19 protein-coding genes are annotated in these 19,621 nt (G+C 72.5%); 4 read left to right on the forward strand and 15 right to left on the reverse strand.

What is annotated here, in order from left to right; translation table 11 throughout:
• Position 1 precedes the first annotated feature (1 nt).
• The 3 genes from ACFC1X_RS15200 to ACFC1X_RS15210 are packed head-to-tail and all read right to left on the reverse strand — an operon-like array spanning position 2 to position 1,787.
• Positions 2–388 (reverse strand): VOC family protein, encoded by a 387-nt coding sequence (locus tag ACFC1X_RS15200; RefSeq protein ID WP_376353780.1) that lies wholly within the window; start codon positions 386–388, stop codon positions 2–4.
• Positions 385–678, reverse strand: coding sequence for an ArsR/SmtB family transcription factor (locus tag ACFC1X_RS15205; RefSeq protein ID WP_376353282.1), 294 nt, complete (start codon positions 676–678; stop codon positions 385–387). The genes ACFC1X_RS15200 and ACFC1X_RS15205 overlap by 4 nt, the downstream gene beginning before the upstream one ends.
• A gap of 32 nt (positions 679–710) precedes the next feature.
• On the reverse strand, positions 711–1,787 hold the full coding sequence (locus ACFC1X_RS15210; protein WP_376353285.1) for a P1 family peptidase: 1,077 nt from the start codon (positions 1,785–1,787) through the stop codon (positions 711–713).
• A gap of 335 nt (positions 1,788–2,122) precedes the next feature.
• Here ACFC1X_RS15210 and ACFC1X_RS15215 point away from each other — a divergent pair, with 335 nt between their 5' ends.
• Positions 2,123–3,376, forward strand: a complete 1,254-nt coding sequence (locus ACFC1X_RS15215; RefSeq protein WP_376353288.1) for a sulfite oxidase — start codon at positions 2,123–2,125, stop codon at positions 3,374–3,376.
• Here the strand turns inward: ACFC1X_RS15215 and ACFC1X_RS15220 are convergent.
• The gene (locus ACFC1X_RS15220) at positions 3,363–4,232 is read right to left on the reverse strand and encodes a helix-turn-helix domain-containing protein (protein ID WP_376353782.1); all 870 of its coding nucleotides are present in this window, start codon (positions 4,230–4,232) and stop codon (positions 3,363–3,365) included. The genes ACFC1X_RS15215 and ACFC1X_RS15220 overlap by 14 nt on opposite strands.
• A gap of 19 nt (positions 4,233–4,251) precedes the next feature.
• Positions 4,252–5,082: an alpha/beta fold hydrolase gene (locus ACFC1X_RS15225; protein ID WP_376353290.1), complete on the reverse strand. Its 831-nt coding sequence runs from the start codon at positions 5,080–5,082 to the stop codon at positions 4,252–4,254.
• Positions 5,083–5,262: 180 nt separating this feature from the next.
• Here ACFC1X_RS15225 and ACFC1X_RS15230 point away from each other — a divergent pair, with 180 nt between their 5' ends.
• On the forward strand, positions 5,263–6,093 hold the full coding sequence (locus ACFC1X_RS15230; RefSeq protein WP_376353293.1) for an alpha/beta fold hydrolase: 831 nt from the start codon (positions 5,263–5,265) through the stop codon (positions 6,091–6,093).
• 19 nt (positions 6,094–6,112) lie between these two features.
• On the opposite strand, the gene ACFC1X_RS15235 is transcribed toward ACFC1X_RS15230, so the two are convergent.
• Positions 6,113–6,730, reverse strand: a complete 618-nt coding sequence (locus tag ACFC1X_RS15235) for a CGNR zinc finger domain-containing protein (protein WP_376353296.1) — start codon at positions 6,728–6,730, stop codon at positions 6,113–6,115.
• A gap of 50 nt (positions 6,731–6,780) precedes the next feature.
• On the opposite strand from ACFC1X_RS15235, the gene ACFC1X_RS15240 reads away from it, so the two are divergent.
• Entirely contained in the window at positions 6,781–7,713 is a 933-nt protein-coding gene (locus tag ACFC1X_RS15240; RefSeq protein ID WP_376353299.1) for a ketopantoate reductase family protein, read from the forward strand.
• A gap of 23 nt (positions 7,714–7,736) precedes the next feature.
• Here the strand turns inward: ACFC1X_RS15240 and ACFC1X_RS15245 are convergent, their stop codons facing one another.
• Positions 7,737–8,615 carry an alpha/beta fold hydrolase gene (locus ACFC1X_RS15245; RefSeq protein WP_376353302.1) on the reverse strand — a complete coding sequence of 293 codons (879 nt, stop codon included), beginning with the start codon at positions 8,613–8,615 and terminating at the stop codon, positions 7,737–7,739.
• A gap of 139 nt (positions 8,616–8,754) precedes the next feature.
• Here ACFC1X_RS15245 and ACFC1X_RS15250 point away from each other — a divergent pair, with 139 nt between their 5' ends.
• Positions 8,755–9,264 (forward strand): CGNR zinc finger domain-containing protein, encoded by a 510-nt coding sequence (locus ACFC1X_RS15250; RefSeq protein WP_376353305.1) that lies wholly within the window; start codon positions 8,755–8,757, stop codon positions 9,262–9,264.
• 6 nt (positions 9,265–9,270) lie between these two features.
• Here the strand turns inward: ACFC1X_RS15250 and ACFC1X_RS15255 are convergent, their stop codons facing one another.
• The 8 genes from ACFC1X_RS15255 to ACFC1X_RS15290 all read right to left on the reverse strand — a co-directional run bounded on the left by ACFC1X_RS15255 (position 9,271) and on the right by ACFC1X_RS15290 (position 19,609).
• Positions 9,271–10,092 carry a siderophore-interacting protein gene (locus tag ACFC1X_RS15255; RefSeq protein WP_376353308.1) on the reverse strand — a complete coding sequence of 274 codons (822 nt, stop codon included), beginning with the start codon at positions 10,090–10,092 and terminating at the stop codon, positions 9,271–9,273.
• A 15-nt stretch (positions 10,093–10,107) separates the two neighbouring features.
• The gene (locus ACFC1X_RS15260; protein WP_376353311.1) at positions 10,108–12,396 is read right to left on the reverse strand and encodes a glycoside hydrolase family 3 N-terminal domain-containing protein; all 2,289 of its coding nucleotides are present in this window, start codon (positions 12,394–12,396) and stop codon (positions 10,108–10,110) included.
• Positions 12,393–14,327, reverse strand: coding sequence for a cellulase family glycosylhydrolase (locus tag ACFC1X_RS15265; protein WP_376353313.1), 1,935 nt, complete (start codon positions 14,325–14,327; stop codon positions 12,393–12,395). Before ACFC1X_RS15265 ends, ACFC1X_RS15260 begins: the two co-directional genes overlap by 4 nt.
• Before the next feature lie 62 nt (positions 14,328–14,389).
• Positions 14,390–15,463 (reverse strand): LacI family DNA-binding transcriptional regulator, encoded by a 1,074-nt coding sequence (locus ACFC1X_RS15270; protein ID WP_376353316.1) that lies wholly within the window; start codon positions 15,461–15,463, stop codon positions 14,390–14,392.
• Positions 15,460–16,287 carry a carbohydrate ABC transporter permease gene (locus ACFC1X_RS15275; RefSeq protein WP_376353318.1) on the reverse strand — a complete coding sequence of 276 codons (828 nt, stop codon included), beginning with the start codon at positions 16,285–16,287 and terminating at the stop codon, positions 15,460–15,462. The genes ACFC1X_RS15270 and ACFC1X_RS15275 overlap by 4 nt, the downstream gene beginning before the upstream one ends.
• A gap of 14 nt (positions 16,288–16,301) precedes the next feature.
• Positions 16,302–17,246 carry a carbohydrate ABC transporter permease gene (locus ACFC1X_RS15280; protein WP_376353319.1) on the reverse strand — a complete coding sequence of 315 codons (945 nt, stop codon included), beginning with the start codon at positions 17,244–17,246 and terminating at the stop codon, positions 16,302–16,304.
• 49 nt (positions 17,247–17,295) lie between these two features.
• On the reverse strand, positions 17,296–18,585 hold the full coding sequence (locus ACFC1X_RS15285; protein WP_376353322.1) for an ABC transporter substrate-binding protein: 1,290 nt from the start codon (positions 18,583–18,585) through the stop codon (positions 17,296–17,298).
• 124 nt (positions 18,586–18,709) lie between these two features.
• Positions 18,710–19,609, reverse strand: a complete 900-nt coding sequence (locus ACFC1X_RS15290; RefSeq protein WP_376353325.1) for an NAD-dependent protein deacetylase — start codon at positions 19,607–19,609, stop codon at positions 18,710–18,712.
• Between the last annotated feature and the right edge of the window lie 12 nt (positions 19,610–19,621).

A 19,621-nucleotide genomic window follows, 5' to 3' on the forward strand; every position in this document is an offset into this window, starting at 1 on the left:
GCTACTTGTTGTGCATGATCTGGATCAGGTTGCCGCAGGTGTCGTCCAGCACCGCGGTGGTGATGGCCCCCATCTCCAGCGGCTCCTGGGTGAAGCGCACCCCGAGCCCGCGCAGCCGGTCGAACTCCGCCGGCACGTCGTCCACGGCGAAGGAGGCGGCCGGGATGCCGTCGTGGGCCAGCGCCTCCTTGTAGGGCCGCACCGCGGGGTGACCGGAGGGCTCCAGCAGAAGCTCGGTGCCGTCGGGGGCCTCCGGTGAGACCACGGTCAGCCACCGGTCCGTGCCCATGGGGACGTCGTGCTTCTTCACGAAGCCCAGAACATCGGTGTAGAAGCGCAGGGCGTTCTCCTGGTCGTCTACGAACACGCTGGTGAGGTGGATTTTCATGGGCTGCTCTCCGGTGCGTCGGGTCTGAGCCATCGGGTCACGATGCGCTCCAGGGGTTCGGTGTCGAGGTCGTGGAACTTGTAGCGGCCCTCACGCCTCGGGATGACCAGGCCCGCCGCTTCCAGCACGGCCAGATGCTGGCTGACCGCCTGCCGGGACAGGCCGAGGCCGTGCTTGGTGGTCAGGCGGGCGCATATCTCGAACAGGCTCTGGCCGTCCCGTTCCGCCAGTTCGTCGAGGATGCGTCGACGGGTGGGGTCGGCCAGTGCCTTGAACACATCCTGCGTCATGACCCCACCATAGGCAAGTATCGACTTGCCTATCAACCTCGACCGTCGTAAGGGCCGTGCGCCGGAGGAGCGGAGAGGGCGCGGACCAGGGACTCCGCCGGGAGCGCGGGGGCCGTTCGGCCGTCGAGGCCGGTGGTCGTGGTCGCTGCCAGCAGGGAGTTGAGCACCGCCTCCTCGACGGCGTCGAGCACCGCCTCGAACAGCGGGTTCAGGTCGGCGTCGGCCACCGGGGCGCCGCCGCCCGGGCGGGTGGCGAAGGCGACGGCGTAGTCACCGCTGCCGTGGCTGTACGCCGCGCCGGTGCGTGCCAGCGCGAACACCGCGCGCCGGGCGACCCGGGTGAGCTGCCGGGCGTCGAGCGGCGCGTCGGTGGCCACCACGATCATGCAGGAACCCGCGTCCGCGACCGGCCCCGCACTGTCCGCCCCGACGACGCCCAGGGACCGTGGGGTGAGGGTCCGGCCGAGTACCCGGAGCGTGCCGCCGAAGTTCGCCTGCACGAGGACGCCCACCGTGCGGTGCCGGTCTCCCGCTTCCGGAGTGCGCGAGGCGGTGCCGACGCCCGCCTTGAAACCCAGCGCCACGGTGCCGGTTCCGGCGCCGACGCACCCCTCGGCCACGGACCCGCCCGCGGCGCTGTCCAGGGCGGCGCGCACATGTTCCTCGTGGACGGGACGTGCCCGGATGTCGGACAGGAAGCCGTCGTTGCACTCGCCCACCACGGGGTTGAGACTGCGCACCTCCTCGCATCCGGGCCGCCGCAGCATCCAGCCGGCCAGCGCGTCCGCCACCCGGAAGGCCGACAGGGTGGAGGTGAGCAGGACCGGGGTCTCCAGCGCGCCCAGTTCGGTGAGCTGGGTGGTGCCGATGAGCTTGCCGTAGCCGTTGCCGCTGAACACCCCGGCCGGCAGCGGGGACCGGGGTCCGACCAGGTCGGGCACGACGGCGGTGACTCCGCTGTGGATGTCGGGCGGCCGCCGCACGGTGGTGTGCCCGACGCGGACGCCCGGCACGTCGGTGATGGCGTTGCGGGGCCCGGGGGCGCCGGACCCGATGACGACACCGAGGTCACGCGCCCGGGGCCGGGAAGGGGCGGAGGAGGATTCCATACGGCCGGACGTTACGTCGCCGAGGAGGCGCCGGACGAGAAGCGAAGTCGGCGTTGTTTTCCCGCGACTTCCCGATACCGGCGCCCACGAGTGCTTCCCTTCCGTACGATGTCGCCATGATCCGCAGCTCACGCCGCCTCGCCGCCCCGCGGTTCCGCGTGCTCGTGCTCCACGGCTGTTGTTGATCCTCACCGCGTAGTTCCCCCGGGACGGGGCTGGTTCGCCGCCGCGTCCACGGGACCGGTACGGCCGTCTCCCCGCCCGCCTCGCGGGCGGGCACCTTCTTCTCTCCGCGCGGGGACCGCCCGCGCCCTCCCTGCGAAAGGCAGGCCGTCATGCGTACCCACGAATCCGCCTACGACCGCCGCAGACTGCGCCAGTGGCTGGCCGGCGAGGCCCGGGCCGACGGTGTCTCCCGGCGTGACATGCTCCGGCTCCTCGCCGCTGCCGGAGTCACCGGTGCCGCACCCGTGGCCCTGGGCACACCCGCCCGCGCGGCAACGGCTCCCGGCATCGTCAAGCCCCTGCCCGAGGACCTGTTCACCGTCCGCGGCACGAACGCCGAGACACGGTTCGCCGCACTCGCGGGGACCGGCTACCACACGCCCAACGACCGCTTCTTCGTCCGCAACCACACCTCGACCCCCGTCCTTTCGGCGGCCGACTGGGCCCTCACCGTCCACGGCGACGGCCTCACCCGCGACCGCACCGTCGACTTCTCCCTGGCCGACCTGAGGAGACTGCCGTCCGTCACCCACAGCGCGTTCGTGGAGTGCGCGGGCAACGGGCGCAGCCTCTTCACCGGTCAGCAGGGCCAGACCGTCAGCGGGACGTCCTGGACCCTCGGCGCCATCGGTGTCGCCCGCTGGCGCGGGGTCCGCCTGGCCGACGTCCTGAGGCGCGCGGGGCTGAGCCGCCGGGCCGTGGACGTGATGCCGCGCGGCCTCGACGCCGACTACGTCACCGCCGACGGCGCCGACCTCGGGCGGGTCCGACGCCCGCTCCCGCTGTCCAAGGCGCTCGACGACGTCCTGCTCGCCTACGAGATGAACGGCGAACCACTGCCGCCCGACCACGGACACCCCGTGCGCGTCCTCGTCCCGTCCTGGATCGGCATCGCGTCCATCAAGTGGGTCGGCGACATCGAGGTCTCCGCCGAGCCGCTGTACTCGCCCTGGAACACCGACTTCTACCGCCTGTTCGGCGACGCGTACCCGGACGGGGGGACCGCGCCGCTCACCCGGCAGACGGTCAAGAGCGCCTGGGAGCTGGACGCGCGGGCGAACCTGGCGACCGGGGTCACCCACCGGCTCACCGGCCGCTCCTGGTCCGGCGCGGGCGGAGTCGTCCGCGTGGACGTCAGCACCGACGGAGGCGGCACCTGGAACAGGGCCCGGCTCCACGACGCGCCCCGGCGCGACGGCTGGGTCCGCTGGTCCACCCGCTGGCGCCCGGCGACGCCGGGCCCGTACACCTTGCTGGCGCGGGCGACGGACAGCGCGGGCCGGACCCAGCCCGACGCGACCGTCCACAACACGCAGGGCTACCTCTTCGACGCGGTCGTGCGGCACCCGGTCAACGCCGTGTGACACCCGCACGCGGGGCGGACCGGCGCGGTGACGAGCCGGGCCAGGCGACGTCGTCGATCGCCAGCCACGGTGCGGCGGCCAGGGCGGTGGGGGTGAGACCGGTGAACGCCCGCACCTCGCGGTGTAGGTGAGGCTGGTCGGCGTAGCCGCTCTCCGCGGCCGCGGCGGCCGGGGCGCGGCCCGCCGCGAGGAGGTGGGCGGCGTGGTCGAAGCGGACGAGACGTGCGGCCCGCTTGGGCGTGATGCCGAGTTGGGCCGTGAAACGCGCCGACAGGTGCTTGCGGCTCCAACCGACCTCGCCGGCCAGGCCGTCGACCCGTACGCGCCCCCGGCCGGTGAGCGTCCGCCGCCAGGTGTGGGCGACCTCCGGGTCGACCGGACGCCGGTGAGCCATCCGGCGGTACAGCATTCCCGCCGCGACGGCGAACCGTTCGTCCCACGACCCCGCGGCGCGCAGTTCCTCCTCTACCCGTTCCGCGTCCCGGCCCCAGACGTCCGCGAAGGACTCGACCCGCCCGCTGAGGTCGGTCGACCAGCCCAGCACAGCGGTCGCCACGGCAGGCTCCAGCCGGATCTGGAGGCACTCGCCCACTCGTCCCGACACCCGCAGCTCGCCCGGTAGGAGACCGGCGACGAAGCTGCCGTGACCGTGCCGGCCGTGGGCGCCGTACTGGATGCCCTCGCCCTCGCTCAGGTCGATGAGCAGGGTGACGCACGGGTGCGCGACCATCGCGATGTCCGTGAAGGAGGGGACGGGCTGCCGAAAGCCGGCCATGCTGATGCCCGGCAGCCGGACCGACGGGAGCGGGACGGCGATGTCCACGCTCGTCCAGTCGGGTGGCGCGGCTGACGGCATCACGGGACCAGTCTAGGTCTCAGTGGGCGACGGGCGGAGTGCCTGCGGACCTCGCCGCGAAACGCAGCAGCAGTTCGGCGGTCGCCCCGGGCGCTTCGAGCGGGGGAAGGTGCCCCACCCCCGGCAGCATCTCGACCCGTGTGTCCGGCAACGTGCCGTACCGGTGCGCCGACGACGGTTCCCAACGGGGGTCGGCGTCGCCGAAGACCGCCAGCACCGGGAGGCGGAGCGCCGCGAGGCGCTCGGGCACGGTGCGCTCGGTGAGGTAGGCGATGTTCCGGCGCGACAACGTCCGGAACGCCCGGTACGAGGTGTTCCGCAGATCGCCGATCATCTCGTCCGGGACGTCCACGGGGCGGGCGGCCGTCGCGCCGATCCCCTTGCGGATCATCGCGTCCGTGCGGCGCGACCACAGGAGAGGGCCGAACGGCGGGCCCAGCAGCAGGCGGAGGACCAGGGGCTGCGTGCGGAACGCGTCCATGTCCGGACCGGTACTGACCAGCGCGACGGCCCCCACGAGATCGGGGCGCCGCTCGGCGAGCGCCGTCGCGACGTAGCCGCCGCTGGAGTGCCCGGCCACGGTCACGGAGCGAAGCCCCAGGTCGTCGAGGAGCGCCGCGACGCGATCCGCCTGCGCGGGCACGTCGTACGACTGGGCGGGCGGGGACTGGCCGCAGCCCGGGAGGTCGACCCGGACGACGTGATGGCGGGCGGCGAGTGCGGGAATGACGGGGCCCCAGGACGCGCCCGAGGCTCCGGTGCCGTGGACGAGCAGCAGTGGCGGCGCCTGCGGGAGGCCGTCGCGCACCACGTGCAGGCCGTGCGAGAGGTGGGTGCCGTTCTCCTTCATGCCTGCGATGGTGCGGTCGGCGCCGGTCGCGAGTCTTGTACGAATGTCGGCTCATCATTACGGGTGAAAATGTGGCATGTCCGACATCGACGTAGGGTTGCGGAGACGGACTCGGCCACGGCCTCCGGCCCCGGCCAGGGTCCAGCACTCTCTCCTGCCCGGGACGCGGAAGGATCAGCAATGGGCACGGTCACCACCTCGGACGGCACGACCATCTTCTACAAGGACTGGGGCCCGCGCGACGCGCAGCCGATCGTGTTCCACCACGGCTGGCCGCTCAGCGGGGACGACTGGGACAACCAGATGTTGTTCTTCCTCTCGCACGGCTACCGCGTGATCGCCCACGACCGGCGCGGTCACGGGCGTTCCAGCCAGCCGTCGACCGGCCACGACATGGACACCTACGCCGCCGACGTGGCGGCCGTGACCGACGCGCTCGACCTGAAGGACGCCGTGCACATCGGGCATTCGACCGGCGGCGGCGAGGTCGCGCACTACGTGGCGCGTGCCAAGCCGGGCCGGGTCGCGAAGGCCGTACTCCTCAGCGCCGTGCCCCCGATCATGGTCAAGTCCGAGTCCAATCCCGGCGGCACGCCGATCGAGGTCTTCGACGAGTTCCGCGCCGCCCTCGCCGCCAATCGCGCGCAGTTCTACATCGAGGTGCCGTCCGGGCCCTTCTACGGCTTCAACCGGGAGGGCGCGAAGGTGTCGCAGGGCCTCATCGACAACTGGTGGCGCCAGGGGATGAGGGGCGCGGCCAACGCCCACTACGAGTGCATCAAGGCGTTCTCCGAGACCGACTTCACCGAGGACCTCGAGCGGATCGACGTCCCCGTCCTCGTCGCGCACGGCACGGACGACCAGGTCGTGCCCTACGCCGACGCGGGGCCGCTGTCCGCCGAACTCCTCAAGCACGGCACCCTCAAGTCGTACGAGGGATTCCCGCACGGCATGCACTCGACCCACGCGGAGGTCGTCAACCCCGACCTCCTGGCTTTCGTGCAGTCATAGCGAAGTCTTAGCGGAGGGCTCACCGGGGACCGTCGGTCCTCGACCGGTGGCCGGCCGCCTTGGCCTGGTTGCCGCAGCGCCGCATGGAGCACCACTTGCGCGGCCTGCCGCCGCCGGAGTCGAGGAACAGCATCCGGCACGCCTCGGAAGCGCATGCGGTGAGGCGGGAGCTTCGGGCCTCGTCCGTCACGAGGTCGATCAGGTCCCGGGCGACCAACGACAGCAGTGCTTCCCGGGTGAGCGCCCGGCCGCCCTTCGGGGCCCAGCCGCCGTCGGCCGCCGGTTCCAGTCGCGGCACCGGCGGTTCGGTCCGGGCCAGTCGATTGACCAGGTCCACCGACCCGGGCCGGGGCCGGTGGCCGTCGAGCGCGGAGGAGGCGATGTCGTACGCCGCCGCGCGCAGGGCGTGCAGCGAGCGCAGCATCTCCTCCGGATCCTGTCCGTCCGCCGGCACCACTCCCACGCCGCGGCACCAGGCGTCGAGGTGTGCCGCGTCCCCCATCCGCTCGACCGGGACGCCGGGCCTGCGGCCCACTGTCGCCACGAGGTTCAGGGAGAGGGCTCCCGCGTCGAAACGCAGCTCCCGGAGGCGCGCGGTGACCCTGCGACGCGGCGTGTCCCGCTGCTCACCGTCCATGGTTTGATAGTAACCGTTCGAATGGTTACCAAGGGGAGTGGGGCGGATTCATGCGCATCGCGGTGATCGGGGCAGGCGGCGTCGGTGGGTACTTCGGAGCGCGGCTGGCCGCCGCCGGGAACGAGGTGACCTTCGTGGCCCGCGGCGCCCACCTCGAAGCGATACGCCGGTCGGGACTGGTCGTGCGCAGTCCGCTGGGCGAGTTCCGGGCGGCGCCCGCCTCGGTGGTCGCGAGCATCTCCGAACTCGGCCCCGTCGACGTGGTCCTGGTCGCCGTCAAGCTCTGGGACACCGAGGACGTCGCCGAACAACTGCGGTCGTCGGCGGCGCACATGGCGCCGGTGCTGTCCCTCCAGAACGGGGTGCACAAGGACGACATCCTCCGTGGCCGGCTGACGGACGAACAGGTCCTGGGCGGTGTCTGCTTCATCTCCGCGTTCATCCAGGAGCCCGGGGTCGTGGTCCACAACGGCACGTTGCAGAGGATCGTGCTCGGCCCCTACCACGACGGTCAGGAGGCGATCAGCGACGCCGTACTCGCCACGTTCCGCGACGCCGGGATCGACGCGGAGACGAGCGACGACATCGAGCGGGTCGTCTGGGAGAAGTTCGTCTTCCTGGTCGGCCTGTCGGCGACCACGGCGGCCGTCCGCCGGCCCATCGGGGTCGTGCGGGCCCACGAGGAGAGCCGCCGCCTGCTGCGCGAGGTGATGGCCGAGACGGTGGCCGTGGCCCAGGCGTCCGGCGTGCGGCTGGACAGCGGGTTCGCCGACGACCGGCTCGACTTCTGCGACACGCTTCCCGCGGACATGACCTCCTCCATGCACCACGACCTGGAGCAGGGCAACCGCCTGGAACTGCCCTGGCTCAGCGGGGGAGTGGCGGACCTCGCCGACCGTCTCGGCATCCCGGTCCCGCGCAACCGCACGGTGGCCGACATCCTGGCGCCCTACGTCATGGGGCGCCCGGCCGGCCACTCGTGAGGTCCTGGCGCGGCGGGCGCCGGTCAGCGGGTGACGCGGGTGACGCGGGTGAGGAAGTCGCGGATGTGGCCGGTGATCTCCTCCAGATGGCTCTCCAGGGCGAAGTGCCCGGTGTCGAGGAGGTGGATCTCGGCGTCCGGCAGATCGCGCTGGAAGGCGCGGGCTCCGTCGGGTCCGAAGATCTCGTCGTTCGCGCCCCAGACGGCCAGCAGCGGCACCTGGGAGTCGCGGAAGTACTGCTGGAGCCGGGGGTAGAGGGTGACGTTGGTCGGATAGTCGCGGAACAGCGTGAGCTGGATGTCGTCGTTGCCCGGTCGGTCGAGCAGGGCCTGGTCGACGGTCCAGTTGTCCGGGCTGACGACGGTCGGGTCCGTCACCCCGTTCACGTACTGCCACCGGATCATCTCGAGTGACAGTGCCGCACGGACCGGGGCCTCGGTCTCGGGGGTCGGGTGGTCGGTGTAGGCGAACAGTCCGTCCCAGAACGTCTTGACGAAACCGTCGGTGTACGCGTTGCCGTTCTGCGTGATGATCGCGGAGATGCGCCGCGGTGACCGGGTGGCGATCCGCCAGGCGACGGGCGCCCCGTAGTCCTGCACGTACACCGCGAACCGGTCGACGCCGAGGTGGTCCAGCAGCCCGACGGTCACGTCGGTGAGGGAGTCGAAGCTGTAGTCGAACTCGTCGACTCGGGGCATGGCCGAGTGCCCGAAGCCGATCATGTCCGGAGCGATGACGTGGTAGCCGTCCGCGAGCTTCGGGATCAGGTTCCGGAACATCCGGGAGCTGGTCGGGAAGCCGTGGAGCAGCACGACGGCGGGCGACTGCGGGTCCCCGGCCTCGCGGTAGAAGACGTCCAGGCCGTCGATGGTGGCGGTGCGGTGATGGACGGTGGTATTCATCGTAACCCCTTTGATGGCTTTAAGTGGTTAGCTTCAGTGGACCACTCCGGGTCTAACCTGTCAAGCGCGTATAAGGGGTTAGAATCTGTGGGCGGCTGTAACCTGTCAGTCCGCGAAGAGGGGTTAGACGGTGGATGTGATGATCGACAGGGCGGCCGAGGAGAGGCTCCTGGAGCTGCTCAACACGACGCCCGTCGTGGAGGGTGCCGTGCACGACGCCCTGGGTGCGCCCGACGAGGCCCGCGCCTGGGTGCGCGACCACGGCGGGACCGGGACGCGCGAGGAGATCGCCTTCCTCGCCGAGGCGCGGGACGTGCTTCAGGGTGTCGTCCGGGGTGAGCGCGCGCCGGAGTCCCTGCGGGAGTTCCTGGAGGGGGTCGGCAGCAAGCCCGACATCAGGGACGGAAGGCTGGAGTGGTCCCTCCAGGTGAGCGAGGCTCGGCGTCTCGCGGTGGAGTCCGTGCTGGCCTGGGCGCATCTTGACGAGGCGAAGCCGGGGCGGCTCAAGCCGTGCGGGAATCCCGAGTGCCGGCTCTTCCTGCTGGACCGGAGCAAGCCCAACAGCGCCCGCTGGTGCTCCATGGCCGAGTGCGGGAACCGCATGAAGGCCCGGCGCCACTACCAGCGGGTCAAGGACGCCCAGTCCTGAACCGCCTCAGGCCGCGGCCCGCGCCTTCTCGTGCTTCCAGAAGCCCGAGAACGTGATGCGTTCCTTCGGCAGGCCGAGGCGGTGCAGGTGCCTGCGTCCCTCGGTGGCCAGCGTCGACTCGCCGACGACGAAGGCGTACCCCGTGGCCTCGGCGCGGGTGACCCGGCGCAGTGCGCCCAGGGCGGCGACGCCGGGGACGGAGGCGCCGTCCTCGCGCACGACCCAGGTGACGGTCACGCCGGGCGGGGCGTCCAGCTCGCGCCGGTCGGCCGCGGTGGGGATCTCCTGGATGAGCCGGCCCACCGCGTCGCCGGGGAGGGAGCGCAGGATGCCCGCGGTGGCCGGGAGGCCGGTCTCGTCGGCCGCGATGGTGACCTCGGAGGCGTCCCCCGGGCAGTCGAAGAGGATCCCCTGGTCGAGCACGGCGAGCGCGTCGCCGGGCCGGGCGGCGCAGGCCCAGATCGCGGCCCGGCCCTCGATCTCACCCGTGGGCCCGCGGTGGACGACGAAGTCGATGTCCATCTCCGCGCTCTCGCGGCGGAAGTCGGCCACGGAGTAGTTGGCGCAGTGCGGCCGTTCGGCCTCGGGGATGGCCAGGTACGGCTGCCACCACTGGGCGCCGGTGAACTCCGGTAGGCGGAGGGTGCGTTGGTGGGGGAGTTGGAGGAAGAGGCGGAACCAGTGGTCGTACCCCATCCACGGGAAGTCGCCGAGTCCCGGTCCGGTGACCGTGACGCGCTGCATGGACGGGGTGACCCGCTCGGTCCGCACCACGCGGGCGCGGAACATCTCGGGCTGCTGGGGCGTGAGCCGACGAACCTTCGCCATGAAGGGAAGGCTAGCCTAAGTTGCGTTCGATTCCGAGTCGGTGATCTCCAGACGCGCCCCCTGGGTGCGGTCGGACGCCGGTCCCGTCTCCAGCTCGACGACCCCCTGCTCGACGGCAAGGCGCAGGTCGCGCCCCACGGACGCCAGCGTGGCGGCGTCCACTTCGAAGACCGCGTCGGCCCGCTCGCCCGGCGCGAGGCGCAGGCGGACGAATCCCCGCAGCTCGCGCACGCGCGGCCAGGACGTGCCTCCCGACACCCGGCGCAGGTAGAGCTGCACGGTCTCGTCGGCCGGCCGCGGCCCGGTGTTGCGGACGGCGACCCGGCAGGTCAGGCGGGGCGCGTCCACGGGGACCCGGGCCCGCGACAGGCGCGGCGCTCCGTACTCGACGCTCGTGTACGACAGTCCGTGCCCGAAGGCGTGGCGGGGCGTCGCGCTCTGGTCGACGTAGCCCCGGTAGCGGTGGTCCTTGCCGTTGTAGAAGACGGGCAGTTGGGCGGCCGAGCGGGGCACGGACACCGGCAGCCGCCCGCGCGGCTCGACGTCGCCGAACAGCACCTCGGCCACGGCACGCCCGCCCCGCGGTCCCGGATACCAGGTGCTCAGCACCGCCGAGACGGGTGCGTCGACCTCGGGCAGGGCGTGCGGCCGGCCCTGCACCAGCACCACCACGACCGGCGTCCCGGTCGCCGACACCGCCGCCAGCAGGGCCCGCTGCGCAGGCGGCAGGGTCAGGTCCGCCAGGTCGACGCCCTCACCGCACGTCATGCCGGACGGTGCTCCCGCCCCGGTGACGGCCGCCCCGTTCTCCTCGAAGGCGGTGTCGGCGGTCCGGGCACTGGAACCGCCCAGCACCAGCACGGCGACGTCGGAGCCGGCGGCCAGTGTCACGGCCTCGGGCACCCGCGACAGGTCGTCCCCCACCAGCTCGCACCCACGGGCGTACCCCACTTCGGTGCCGGGCGTGACGGCGGCACGGATGCCGTCCAGGACGGTGACGCCGTCACCGGGCCGCTGCGGTGCCGTGTAGTCGCCGATCTGCTGGGCGACGGAATCCGCGTTGGGCCCGAGCACCGCGATCCGCCGCGCGGCCCGGGACAGCGGCAGGACCCCGCCCTCGTGCGCGAGCAGCGTCACCGAGGCACGGGCGATCCGCTCGCCCAAGCCGCCGAGGTCCGGCCGGCCGGGGCTCCCGGGCCGGTCCGCGGGCCCCGGCCGCTCGAACAGACCGAGGCGGAACTTCAGCGTCAGCACCCGCGCCACCGCGGCGTCCAATACCCCCTCGGACACCAGCCCCCGCTCCACGGCCTCGCCCAGCCGGGGGAAGCAGTCGTCCCACAGACCCAGGTCGCAGCCGGCGTCCAAGGCCCGGGCCGCGGCCGACGCGGGGTCACCCGTCAGCCGCACCAGCCGGTCGATCGCCGTGCCGTCCGCCATCACGACACCGTCGAAGCCCCACTCGTCGCGCAGCAGTTCGGTCAGCAGATACCGGTTGGCCACACACGGCACGCCGTCGAACTCGTTGTAGGCGGCCATCACCCCGGCCGCGCCCGCAGCCACACCGGCCCGGGCCGCCGCGAGGTGGATCTCGTGCAGCTCGCGGTGGCCCAGCTCCGTCGCCGCGCTGTTGCGCCCGCCGACCGTGGCGCCCTGGCCGGCGAAGTGCTTCAGGACCACGGTGACACCCGCCCGCCGCGCACCCTCGACCAGGGCCTCGGTCATCCGTGCCGCGAGGTACGGGTCCTCGGCGAAGCACTCCTCGCTGCGCCCCCAGCGCGGATCACGTACGAGGTCCAGCGCGGACACCAGGGCGACGTGCGCGCCCCGGGCCCGCAGTTCGGCGCCCGCGCCGGCCACCGCCTCCGCGTACAGCTCCGGATCCCAGGTGGCGCCGGCCGCCAGGTTGACCGGCAGCACCGTGCCGTCCAGCGCCTGGTGGCCGTGCGGCATCTCCTCCACCAGCAGGACGGGAATGCCCAGCCGGGTGTTGTCCCTGACGTGCCGCTGCACGGCCGCCGCCGTCAGGGCGCCGTCCCGGGCGTCCAGGCCGTCCTCGAAGCGGACGCCGGACCAGGCGTCCGCCCGCTGGAGTCCGTACAGCGCGCCCATGCCGTCGAAGGCGGCGACCTCCTCGCGGAACGCGTCCGTGAGGCGGTGACCGTCCGGGCCGCGCTCGTAGGCGTGCCAGCCGTACATGCGCTGGTTGAGCTGGCCCACCTTCTCCGGCAGGGTCATGCGGTCCAGCAGGTCGCGGACGCGTTCCGGCACCGGCGCCGCCGGGTCGCGATAGCGGGGGACGGTCATCGCAGCTCCAGGACGGCGACGCCGTACGCGTCGATCCGTACGTCCTCCACGGGTCCGCCGTCGGCCAGGCCGTGCAGCTTCCCGTCGGTCTCCGGACGGACCACCAGCGGCCCGTCGCTCTGACTGACCAGCCAGACGAAGCGGCGGCCGTCCGCGTGCGCGACGACGTCCGCCGAGACGTGCGGATCGGCCACCGTGACGGGCCGCCGCGCGCCCGACACCCGCGCCAGCGCGGCGTACAGCCGGTGTGTGACGTCCGGGTTGACGCGCGCCGTCCGGGCCGCCATGTGCTCCAGCGGATAGGTGGCCAGCACGGTACGGCCCGTGCCGGTCTCGTGCACGACCAGCGCGGGCCGGCCGTGCGCGTCCACGGCGACGACCCGGCCCGCCCGCGGCACCACGGGCAGATAGGCGCGACTGTCCTCGTTGCCCGCGACCGGGAAGCGCAGCACCTCTCCGGCGCGCAGGCCGCCGAAGTCCTCGGTGAACGTCATCTCCAGCACGTCGTCCTCGATCGGCTCGGCGACGCCGTAGGACAACTGCAGCTCCACTCCGAAGAGCCCGTCCAGGTCGTCGAACCAGGGGCCGCGCGTGCCCGGGTGCTCGCCGGAGCAGAACGACAGGTACACGGTGGCGCCGTCGGCGGCCCGGCGGGCCAGCTCCCGGCGGGTGCGGGTGGTGAGCTGCCGGGTCGCGGGCAGCAGGTAGAGCGACGCCTCGCCGGGCAGCCCGTCGGCCTCGCGGGTGAGGGCGACGGGGAGGTCGGCGGCGCGCGCGGTGACGTAACCCTGGTGCAGGGACGTGAAGATGAGCGGCCGGTCGGCGGGGCGGCTGTACGGGTAGCCGCGTTCCAGGAAGGCGGGCACCACCAGCGCGGCGTCGGCCTCCGTCCGGGCGCAGTTCGGGAAGTCCACGGCCTTCAGCACGTCGGCGAAGGCGGCCAGCTCCCGCAGCGGTTCCTTGGGCGCGCCCGTGGAGTCGGTGATGCCGAAGTGCATCTCGAAGGGGTGGTGGTCGTAGGGGGACTGGTCCCACAGGTCGTCGTAGTCGGTGTTGTTCCACGCGATCCAGCCGGTGGCGCCGCCCAGCAGCGAGTTGTGCAGGGTCTGGCGGTAGAAATGGCCCGCGTTGGCGGCCGAGACGGTGTCGGTGGACAGCCCGAACTCCTCCAGCACCACGGGCTGCCCGGTCACCGCGGCCAGCTCGCACTCGAAGGCCGCGCGGTAGTGCTGCCGCGGCCGGTCGGTGTCGGAGCGGTACACGTGCGGGCCCACGAAGTCGACGTACTCGGCGGTCTCCCGCAGCGAGAAGCCGTTGTCGCGGCCGGTGACCTCGATGCCCCACGCCCCGTCGCCCAGCGACACCGGCTGCGTCGCGCCGGTCGCGCGCACCGCGTTGCACATGGCCTGGGCCCAGGCGGTCACCACGTCGGCCGACGGCGGGTCCACCTGGTAGATCCGACCGTAGCCGGGCATCTCGTTGGTGATCAGCCAGCCCGTGACCGCCGGGTGGTCCTTGAAGCGGCGCGCCATGCGGGAGACGAACCACGCCTGGCGGCCGACCATCCACACGTCCTCGTACAGGTCGCGGTTGCCGCGCCAGGCCGGGTCCCAGTTCTCACCGGACATGTGGCCGACGATGAACGTCGGCACCGTCCCCATGCCCGCTTCGAGGTGGGCGTCGAGGAAGTCCTCGAACCGCGCGCACAGTTCGTCGTCGACGCGGTCCGGCTCCGGGTGGAAGTCCGGCCAGTAGAAGAACGACCGGGTCATGTTCAGGCCGTGGTCGCCCAGAACGCGCAGTTCCTCGCGGACGGTCTTCGGGTCGTAGTTGCGCCACATCAGCGGACCGCCGGTGCGGGACCAGAAGTTGGCGCCGAGCCAGGGCAGGACGGCGGGCTGGTGGGTGAGCTGGGCGCTGTCGCGTCGCATGGTCCTTCTCGCGTGGTGGGGTTCGGGTGGTGCGTGGCCGCGGGTGCGGCGCGGCCGTGAGGTCAGCCGGGGTCCTGACCCGAGGCGCCGTCCCCGGGCGGGGCGGGGCCCGTGGACTCACGGACGACCAGCCGCGGCCGCCCGTCCAGGCCGGTCTCCTCGACCGGCTCACCGCACAGGGCCAGCAGCATGCGGGCGGCTGCCGCGCCGACCCGCTGCACCTGCTGGTCGACCGTGGTCAGCCGGGGGTGGAGCCAGCTGCCGAGCGGCAGGTTGTCGTAGCCGACCACGGACACGTCCCGGGGGACGGCCAGCCCGGCGCGCTGCGCGGTGCCGATGCCGCACACCGCCATCGAGTCGTTCGCGTACACCAGCGCGGTGGGCCGGTCGTCCGCCGCGAGCAGCGCCTCGGTGGCTCCGACGGCGTGCCGCTCGCTGAAGTCGGTCGGCAGGACCGCGAAGGGACGCAGCCCGGCCTCGCGCAGGGCGTCCTCGAAGGCGGCCCGGCGCACCCGGGTGTGCTGCAGCTCCGGTGGCCCGCTGACGTAGGCGATACGCCGGTGGCCGAGCGCCAGCAGATGCGCGACGGCCTCGGCGATCCCCGCCCCCTGGTCCCGCAGGCCGACCCGCGGCACCACGGCCGTGCCGTCCGGCGCGCCCAGCAGCACCGCGGGCAGCCCCAGCCGGGCCAGCAGGGCGGGACGGGCGTCCTCGTCGCGGGCGTCGGTGAGCACGGCCCCGTCCACCCGGCCCTCGGCCGCGAGCCGTTCGTAGAGCGCGTACTCCTCACGGTGACCGCTCACCAGGTGCAGCAGCAGACCGTAGGCGCGCGGCGCCAGCTCGCCCTCTATACCAGTGATCAGCTCGCTGAAGTGCGGGTCGGAGCCCAGCACGTCGGTGGGGCGCCGGACCACCAGGGCCAGGCTTCGGGTACGGGCGTTGCGCAGCGCCGCCGCCGGGGCGTTGGGGCTCCACCCCAGCTCCAGCGCGGCGTCGAGGATGCGGCGGCGGGTCGCCTCGGAGAGCCGGCCCTTGTTGTTGAACGCCTGCGAGACGGCGGCGGTCGACACGCCGGCCGCGGCGGCGACCTCCTTGATCGTCGGCCGTCGGCCCGGCCGCTCCCTGGACACGCTCACGCCTTCACCGCCCCGCTGACCAGGGCCTGCTGCATGCGCTTCTGGAGCACCGTGTAGACGAACCACACCGGCACCAGGGTCAGCACCGTGCCCGCCGTCAGGACGCCGTAGTCCGTGCCGGTGATCGACTTGAGCGTGGGCAGCGCCACCTGGACCGTGCGCTGCGCCGGGTCCGGGCCGATGATGACCAGCGAGTACAGGTACTCGTTCCAGAACGTCAGGAAGTTCAGCAGCAGCACCGTGGCGATGCCCGGCAGGCACATCGGCGTGTAGACGTGGCGCAGCACCGCGAAGGTCGACGCCCCGTCCAGCCGGGCGGCCTCCTCCATCTCCGGCGGGATGGTGCGCATGAACTGCACCAGGATCACCACCGACAGCGGCAGCGCCGTCGCCGGCAGGAAGAGCACCATGAAGATCCGGGTGTGGAACAGCCCGGTGGCCGCCGCCAGCAGGAAGGTGGGGAAGAGCGCGGCGAAGGTCGGGATCAGGAAGCCCAGCGAGAAGACCTTCTCCACCAGCCCCGCCAGCCGCCCGGTCGAACGGGCCAGGGCGAACGCGGCCGGGATCGCCAGCAGCAGCGTCAGCGCCAGCGAGAACACCGTCACCAGCGCCGAGTTGACCACCGCGAGCCCCAGGTCGGCGCTGTCGAACGCGGTCCGGAAGTTGTCCAGGCCCAGCGAGGTGGGCGGGGCGAAGGGGTGGGCGAAGATCTCCTCGTTCGACTTGAACGCCGAGGCGAGGAAGTAGTACAGCGGGACGACGAGCAGCACCGCGTACGTCCACACCAGGACGTGGGCCGGGAGCCAGCGCTTGCCGAGCTTCATGAGTGCTGCTCCGATCAGTAGTTCTGGCGGAAGACGCGGCGGATCGTCAGCAGCCCGACGAGGCCGGCGAGGAAGAGCAGGACGCCCACCGTCTGGCTGTAGCCGAGGTCGGCGGCGATGAACGCCTTCTGGTAGACGAGAAACGACAGGGTGGTGGACGACGTCCCCGGACCGCCCTGCGTCAGCAGCAGCACGTGCTGCGCCGAGCCGAACAGCGTCCACAGGAACTGGAGCATCGTCACCACGCCCACGTAGTCGCGGATCACCGGGAAGTGCACCGACCACATCGTCCGCCAGTGCCCCGCCCCGTCCAGCTGCGCGGCCTCGCCGAGTTCGTCCGGCACACTGCCCAGCCGGGCCGCGAACAGTACGGCGGTGAAGCCGATGCCGCTCCAGATGTCCAGGGCGATCAGACACGCCAGCGCCGTCGAGGGCGAGGCCAGCCAGGCGTCGGTGAGCGAACCCAGGCCGATGCCCGTCAACGCCCCGTTGAACAGGCCGTCCGGAGACAGCGCGGCGTAGAAGACCATCGCCTTCGCGGGCGTCGAGATCAGCCCCGGGATGAAGAGCAGGTACCGGAGGACGCGGTGCCCGGGCGGCCGTTGGGCGACGTAGTACCCCAGCATGTACGCGCACACGATCATCACGGGCAGGGCGACGGCCAGTTGTACGACCGTGTTGCGGACCGCGTCCCAGAACACCGGGTCGTCCAGGACCACCCGGACGTTGTCGAGGCCCGCGAAGGACACCGGCTGGAGCATGCCCGGCCAGTGCAGGGCCGCGATCACGAAGATGGCGAGCAGCGGCCCGACCATGAACACGAGGTACCACGCGAGTGCGGGGACCGCGAGGACGGTGCCGCCCTGCCGCCGTTGCCCGCGCGGAGCGGAGGCGGGGGAGGGCGGGGGTGCGGACCGACGGGCCGCGCTGCCGTCCGGCGTCGTCGTGAGCGTCGTCATGCGGTGACTCCCGGAGTACGGGGGGCGGATACGAGGGGGACCGGGCGGTTCATGCGGACCGGTACGCGGACTCGAGGGCGGCGCGCACCCGGGCCGCGCTGGTGCCCCGGGTGAAGGACGTGCTGGTCGCGGTGATCAGCGGCTGCGCCGCGGCGGGCGGCACGTACACGTCGGGGAGGAGGACCTGGCTCACCTCGGAACCGAGCCGCTGGGCCGCCCCCACGAGGGGGAAGTCCGTACTGACGGCGTCCGTGCGCAGGGCCATGTCCCGGCCGCTCTCCGTCACGAACCGGGCCACCGTCTCGGGCCGGTACATGAACCGCAGGAACTTCTCGACCTGCTCGATCTTGCGGACGCCGTTGGGGCTGATCCAGAAACCGATGAGGGTGTAGGCGCGGATGACGGTCGGACCCTCGTGCGCCGCGCCGTCGGCCAGGGGCCAGCCGCCCACCTCGGTGTGGAGCGCCACCTTCTCCGGCACCTTGGCGAGCGCCGAGGACATCGCCGACTGGATCGCCGCCTCCTCGGTGTTGAACTGCGTGGTCATCGAGTCGGACGTGAGCCCCTGCGCCTTGTCCGCGAAGACGCCGGCGTCGCGCAGATGCGTGAAGTACTCGATGCCCCGGCGGGCGCCGCGGCCGCCGAAGTCGCCGGTGGAGTAGACGTGCCGGGCTTCCTCCTGCGACAGGAACGTCTGGATGATCTGCGCCATCAGCTTCTGCCCGGTCCAGTCGTTGCCGCCCACGGTCACGGGGGCGACGCCCTTGGCGCGGAGCTTGCGGGCCGCGGCGATCAACGCGTCCCCCGTGGTGGGGATCTCGTCGACGCCGGCCCGGTCGAGCAGGGCGCGGTTGTAGGCGACGGGCCAGTTCGTGGCGAAGTAGGGGAACGCCCTGACCCGGCCCTCGTCGTCGGTCCAGTCGGCCAGGGCGGCGGGCAGCACCCGGTCGCGCAGCCCCCAGTCGTCCAGGTAGGGGCGGACGTCGACGGTCGCGCCGACGTCCGTCCAGGCCAGCGTCTTGTCGTAGAGGTTGACCATCACGACGTCGGCCTCCTTGCGGGCCAGCCGGGAGGTCTCGTACACCTGGCCGAGGTCGTCCCCGTTGACGAGGTTCTTGACCTTCAGCCCCGGGTTCTCCTCGCGGAAGCGGTCGACGGCCGCGAGGTAGGTGGGGGAGCCCGGCGCGGTCGTGCCGAGCTGGGTGTGGACGACGAGGGTGTCCGGATCGGAGTCCGCCGACGCCAACGACGAACAGCCGGACAGAGCGGGCAGGGCAACGGCCGCAGCCAGGCCGGAACCGGCGGCGAGCAGGTCGCGCCGAGTCAGCGATGAGCGCACAGCGGGGGTCTCCAACCAAGCGGTTAACGATTGGTTAATCGATGTACCTCGTGAGGTGCGAGGACCTTATGGAGTGAAGGGACCGAGGTCAAGGGGGTGACGTGGGGGACTTCGACGGGTCCGGTCAGGCCGTCGCGGTGTCGTCGGCGGCGATGCCGAGCCGGCCGGCCACGGTGGTGAGGGCCGCGCCCAGCGGGAGCGCGACCCGTACGACGGCCTCCCGGTCGCCGCGGGTCGGGTCCCGGTTGACGATCAGCACCGGCGTCCCGGCGCGGGCCGCCTGGCGGACGAACCGCAGCCCCGACATCACCGTCAGCGAGGAGCCCAGGACCAGCAGAGAGGTGGCACCCCGGACCAGTTCGCGGCAGAGCTCCACGCGCGCGGGCGGGACGGCCTCGCCGAAGAACACCACGTCCGGTTTGAGGATGCCGCCGCAGACCGCGCAGGGCACCACTCGGAAGTCCCCGACCTGGTCGTCGGTGAGGTCGGCGTCGCCGTCCGGATTGATCCCGGCGGCTACCGGCTCGAAGCCCGGGTTGGCCGCCTCCAGCCGCCGGGCGAGTTCGCGGCGCGGGCTGAACGCGCCGCAGGTGAGGCAGACGACGCGGTCCAGGCTGCCGTGCAGTTCGACGACGTCCTCGCTGCCGGCGGCCTGGTGCAGACCGTCGACGTTCTGGGTGATCACCCCGGCGAGCAGGCCCCTGTCCCCGAACGCGGCCACGGACCGGTGCCCGGCGTTGGGCCGCGCCCGGCCGAAGGTACGCCAGCCGAGGTGACTGCGGGCCCAGTAGCGACGCCGGGCCGCCGCGCTGCCGGTGAAGTCCTGGTACGTCATCGGCGTGTGCCGGCTCAGACTGCCACCCTCGCCCCGGTAGTCGGGAATCCCCGACTCCGTAGAGATCCCGGCCCCGCTGAGCACCACCACCCCACCGGCGCCCAGCGCGTCGGCAACGGGCTCCAGATCCGTCGTGCCCGGCGGCAGGTCCGCCCCCGGGGTCCAGCTCAGAGTGGGCCGCATACGCATGCGGCAAGGGTA

Source organism: Streptomyces sp. NPDC056128, assembly GCF_042263835.1.
GTDB lineage: Bacteria > Actinomycetota > Actinomycetes > Streptomycetales > Streptomycetaceae > Streptomyces.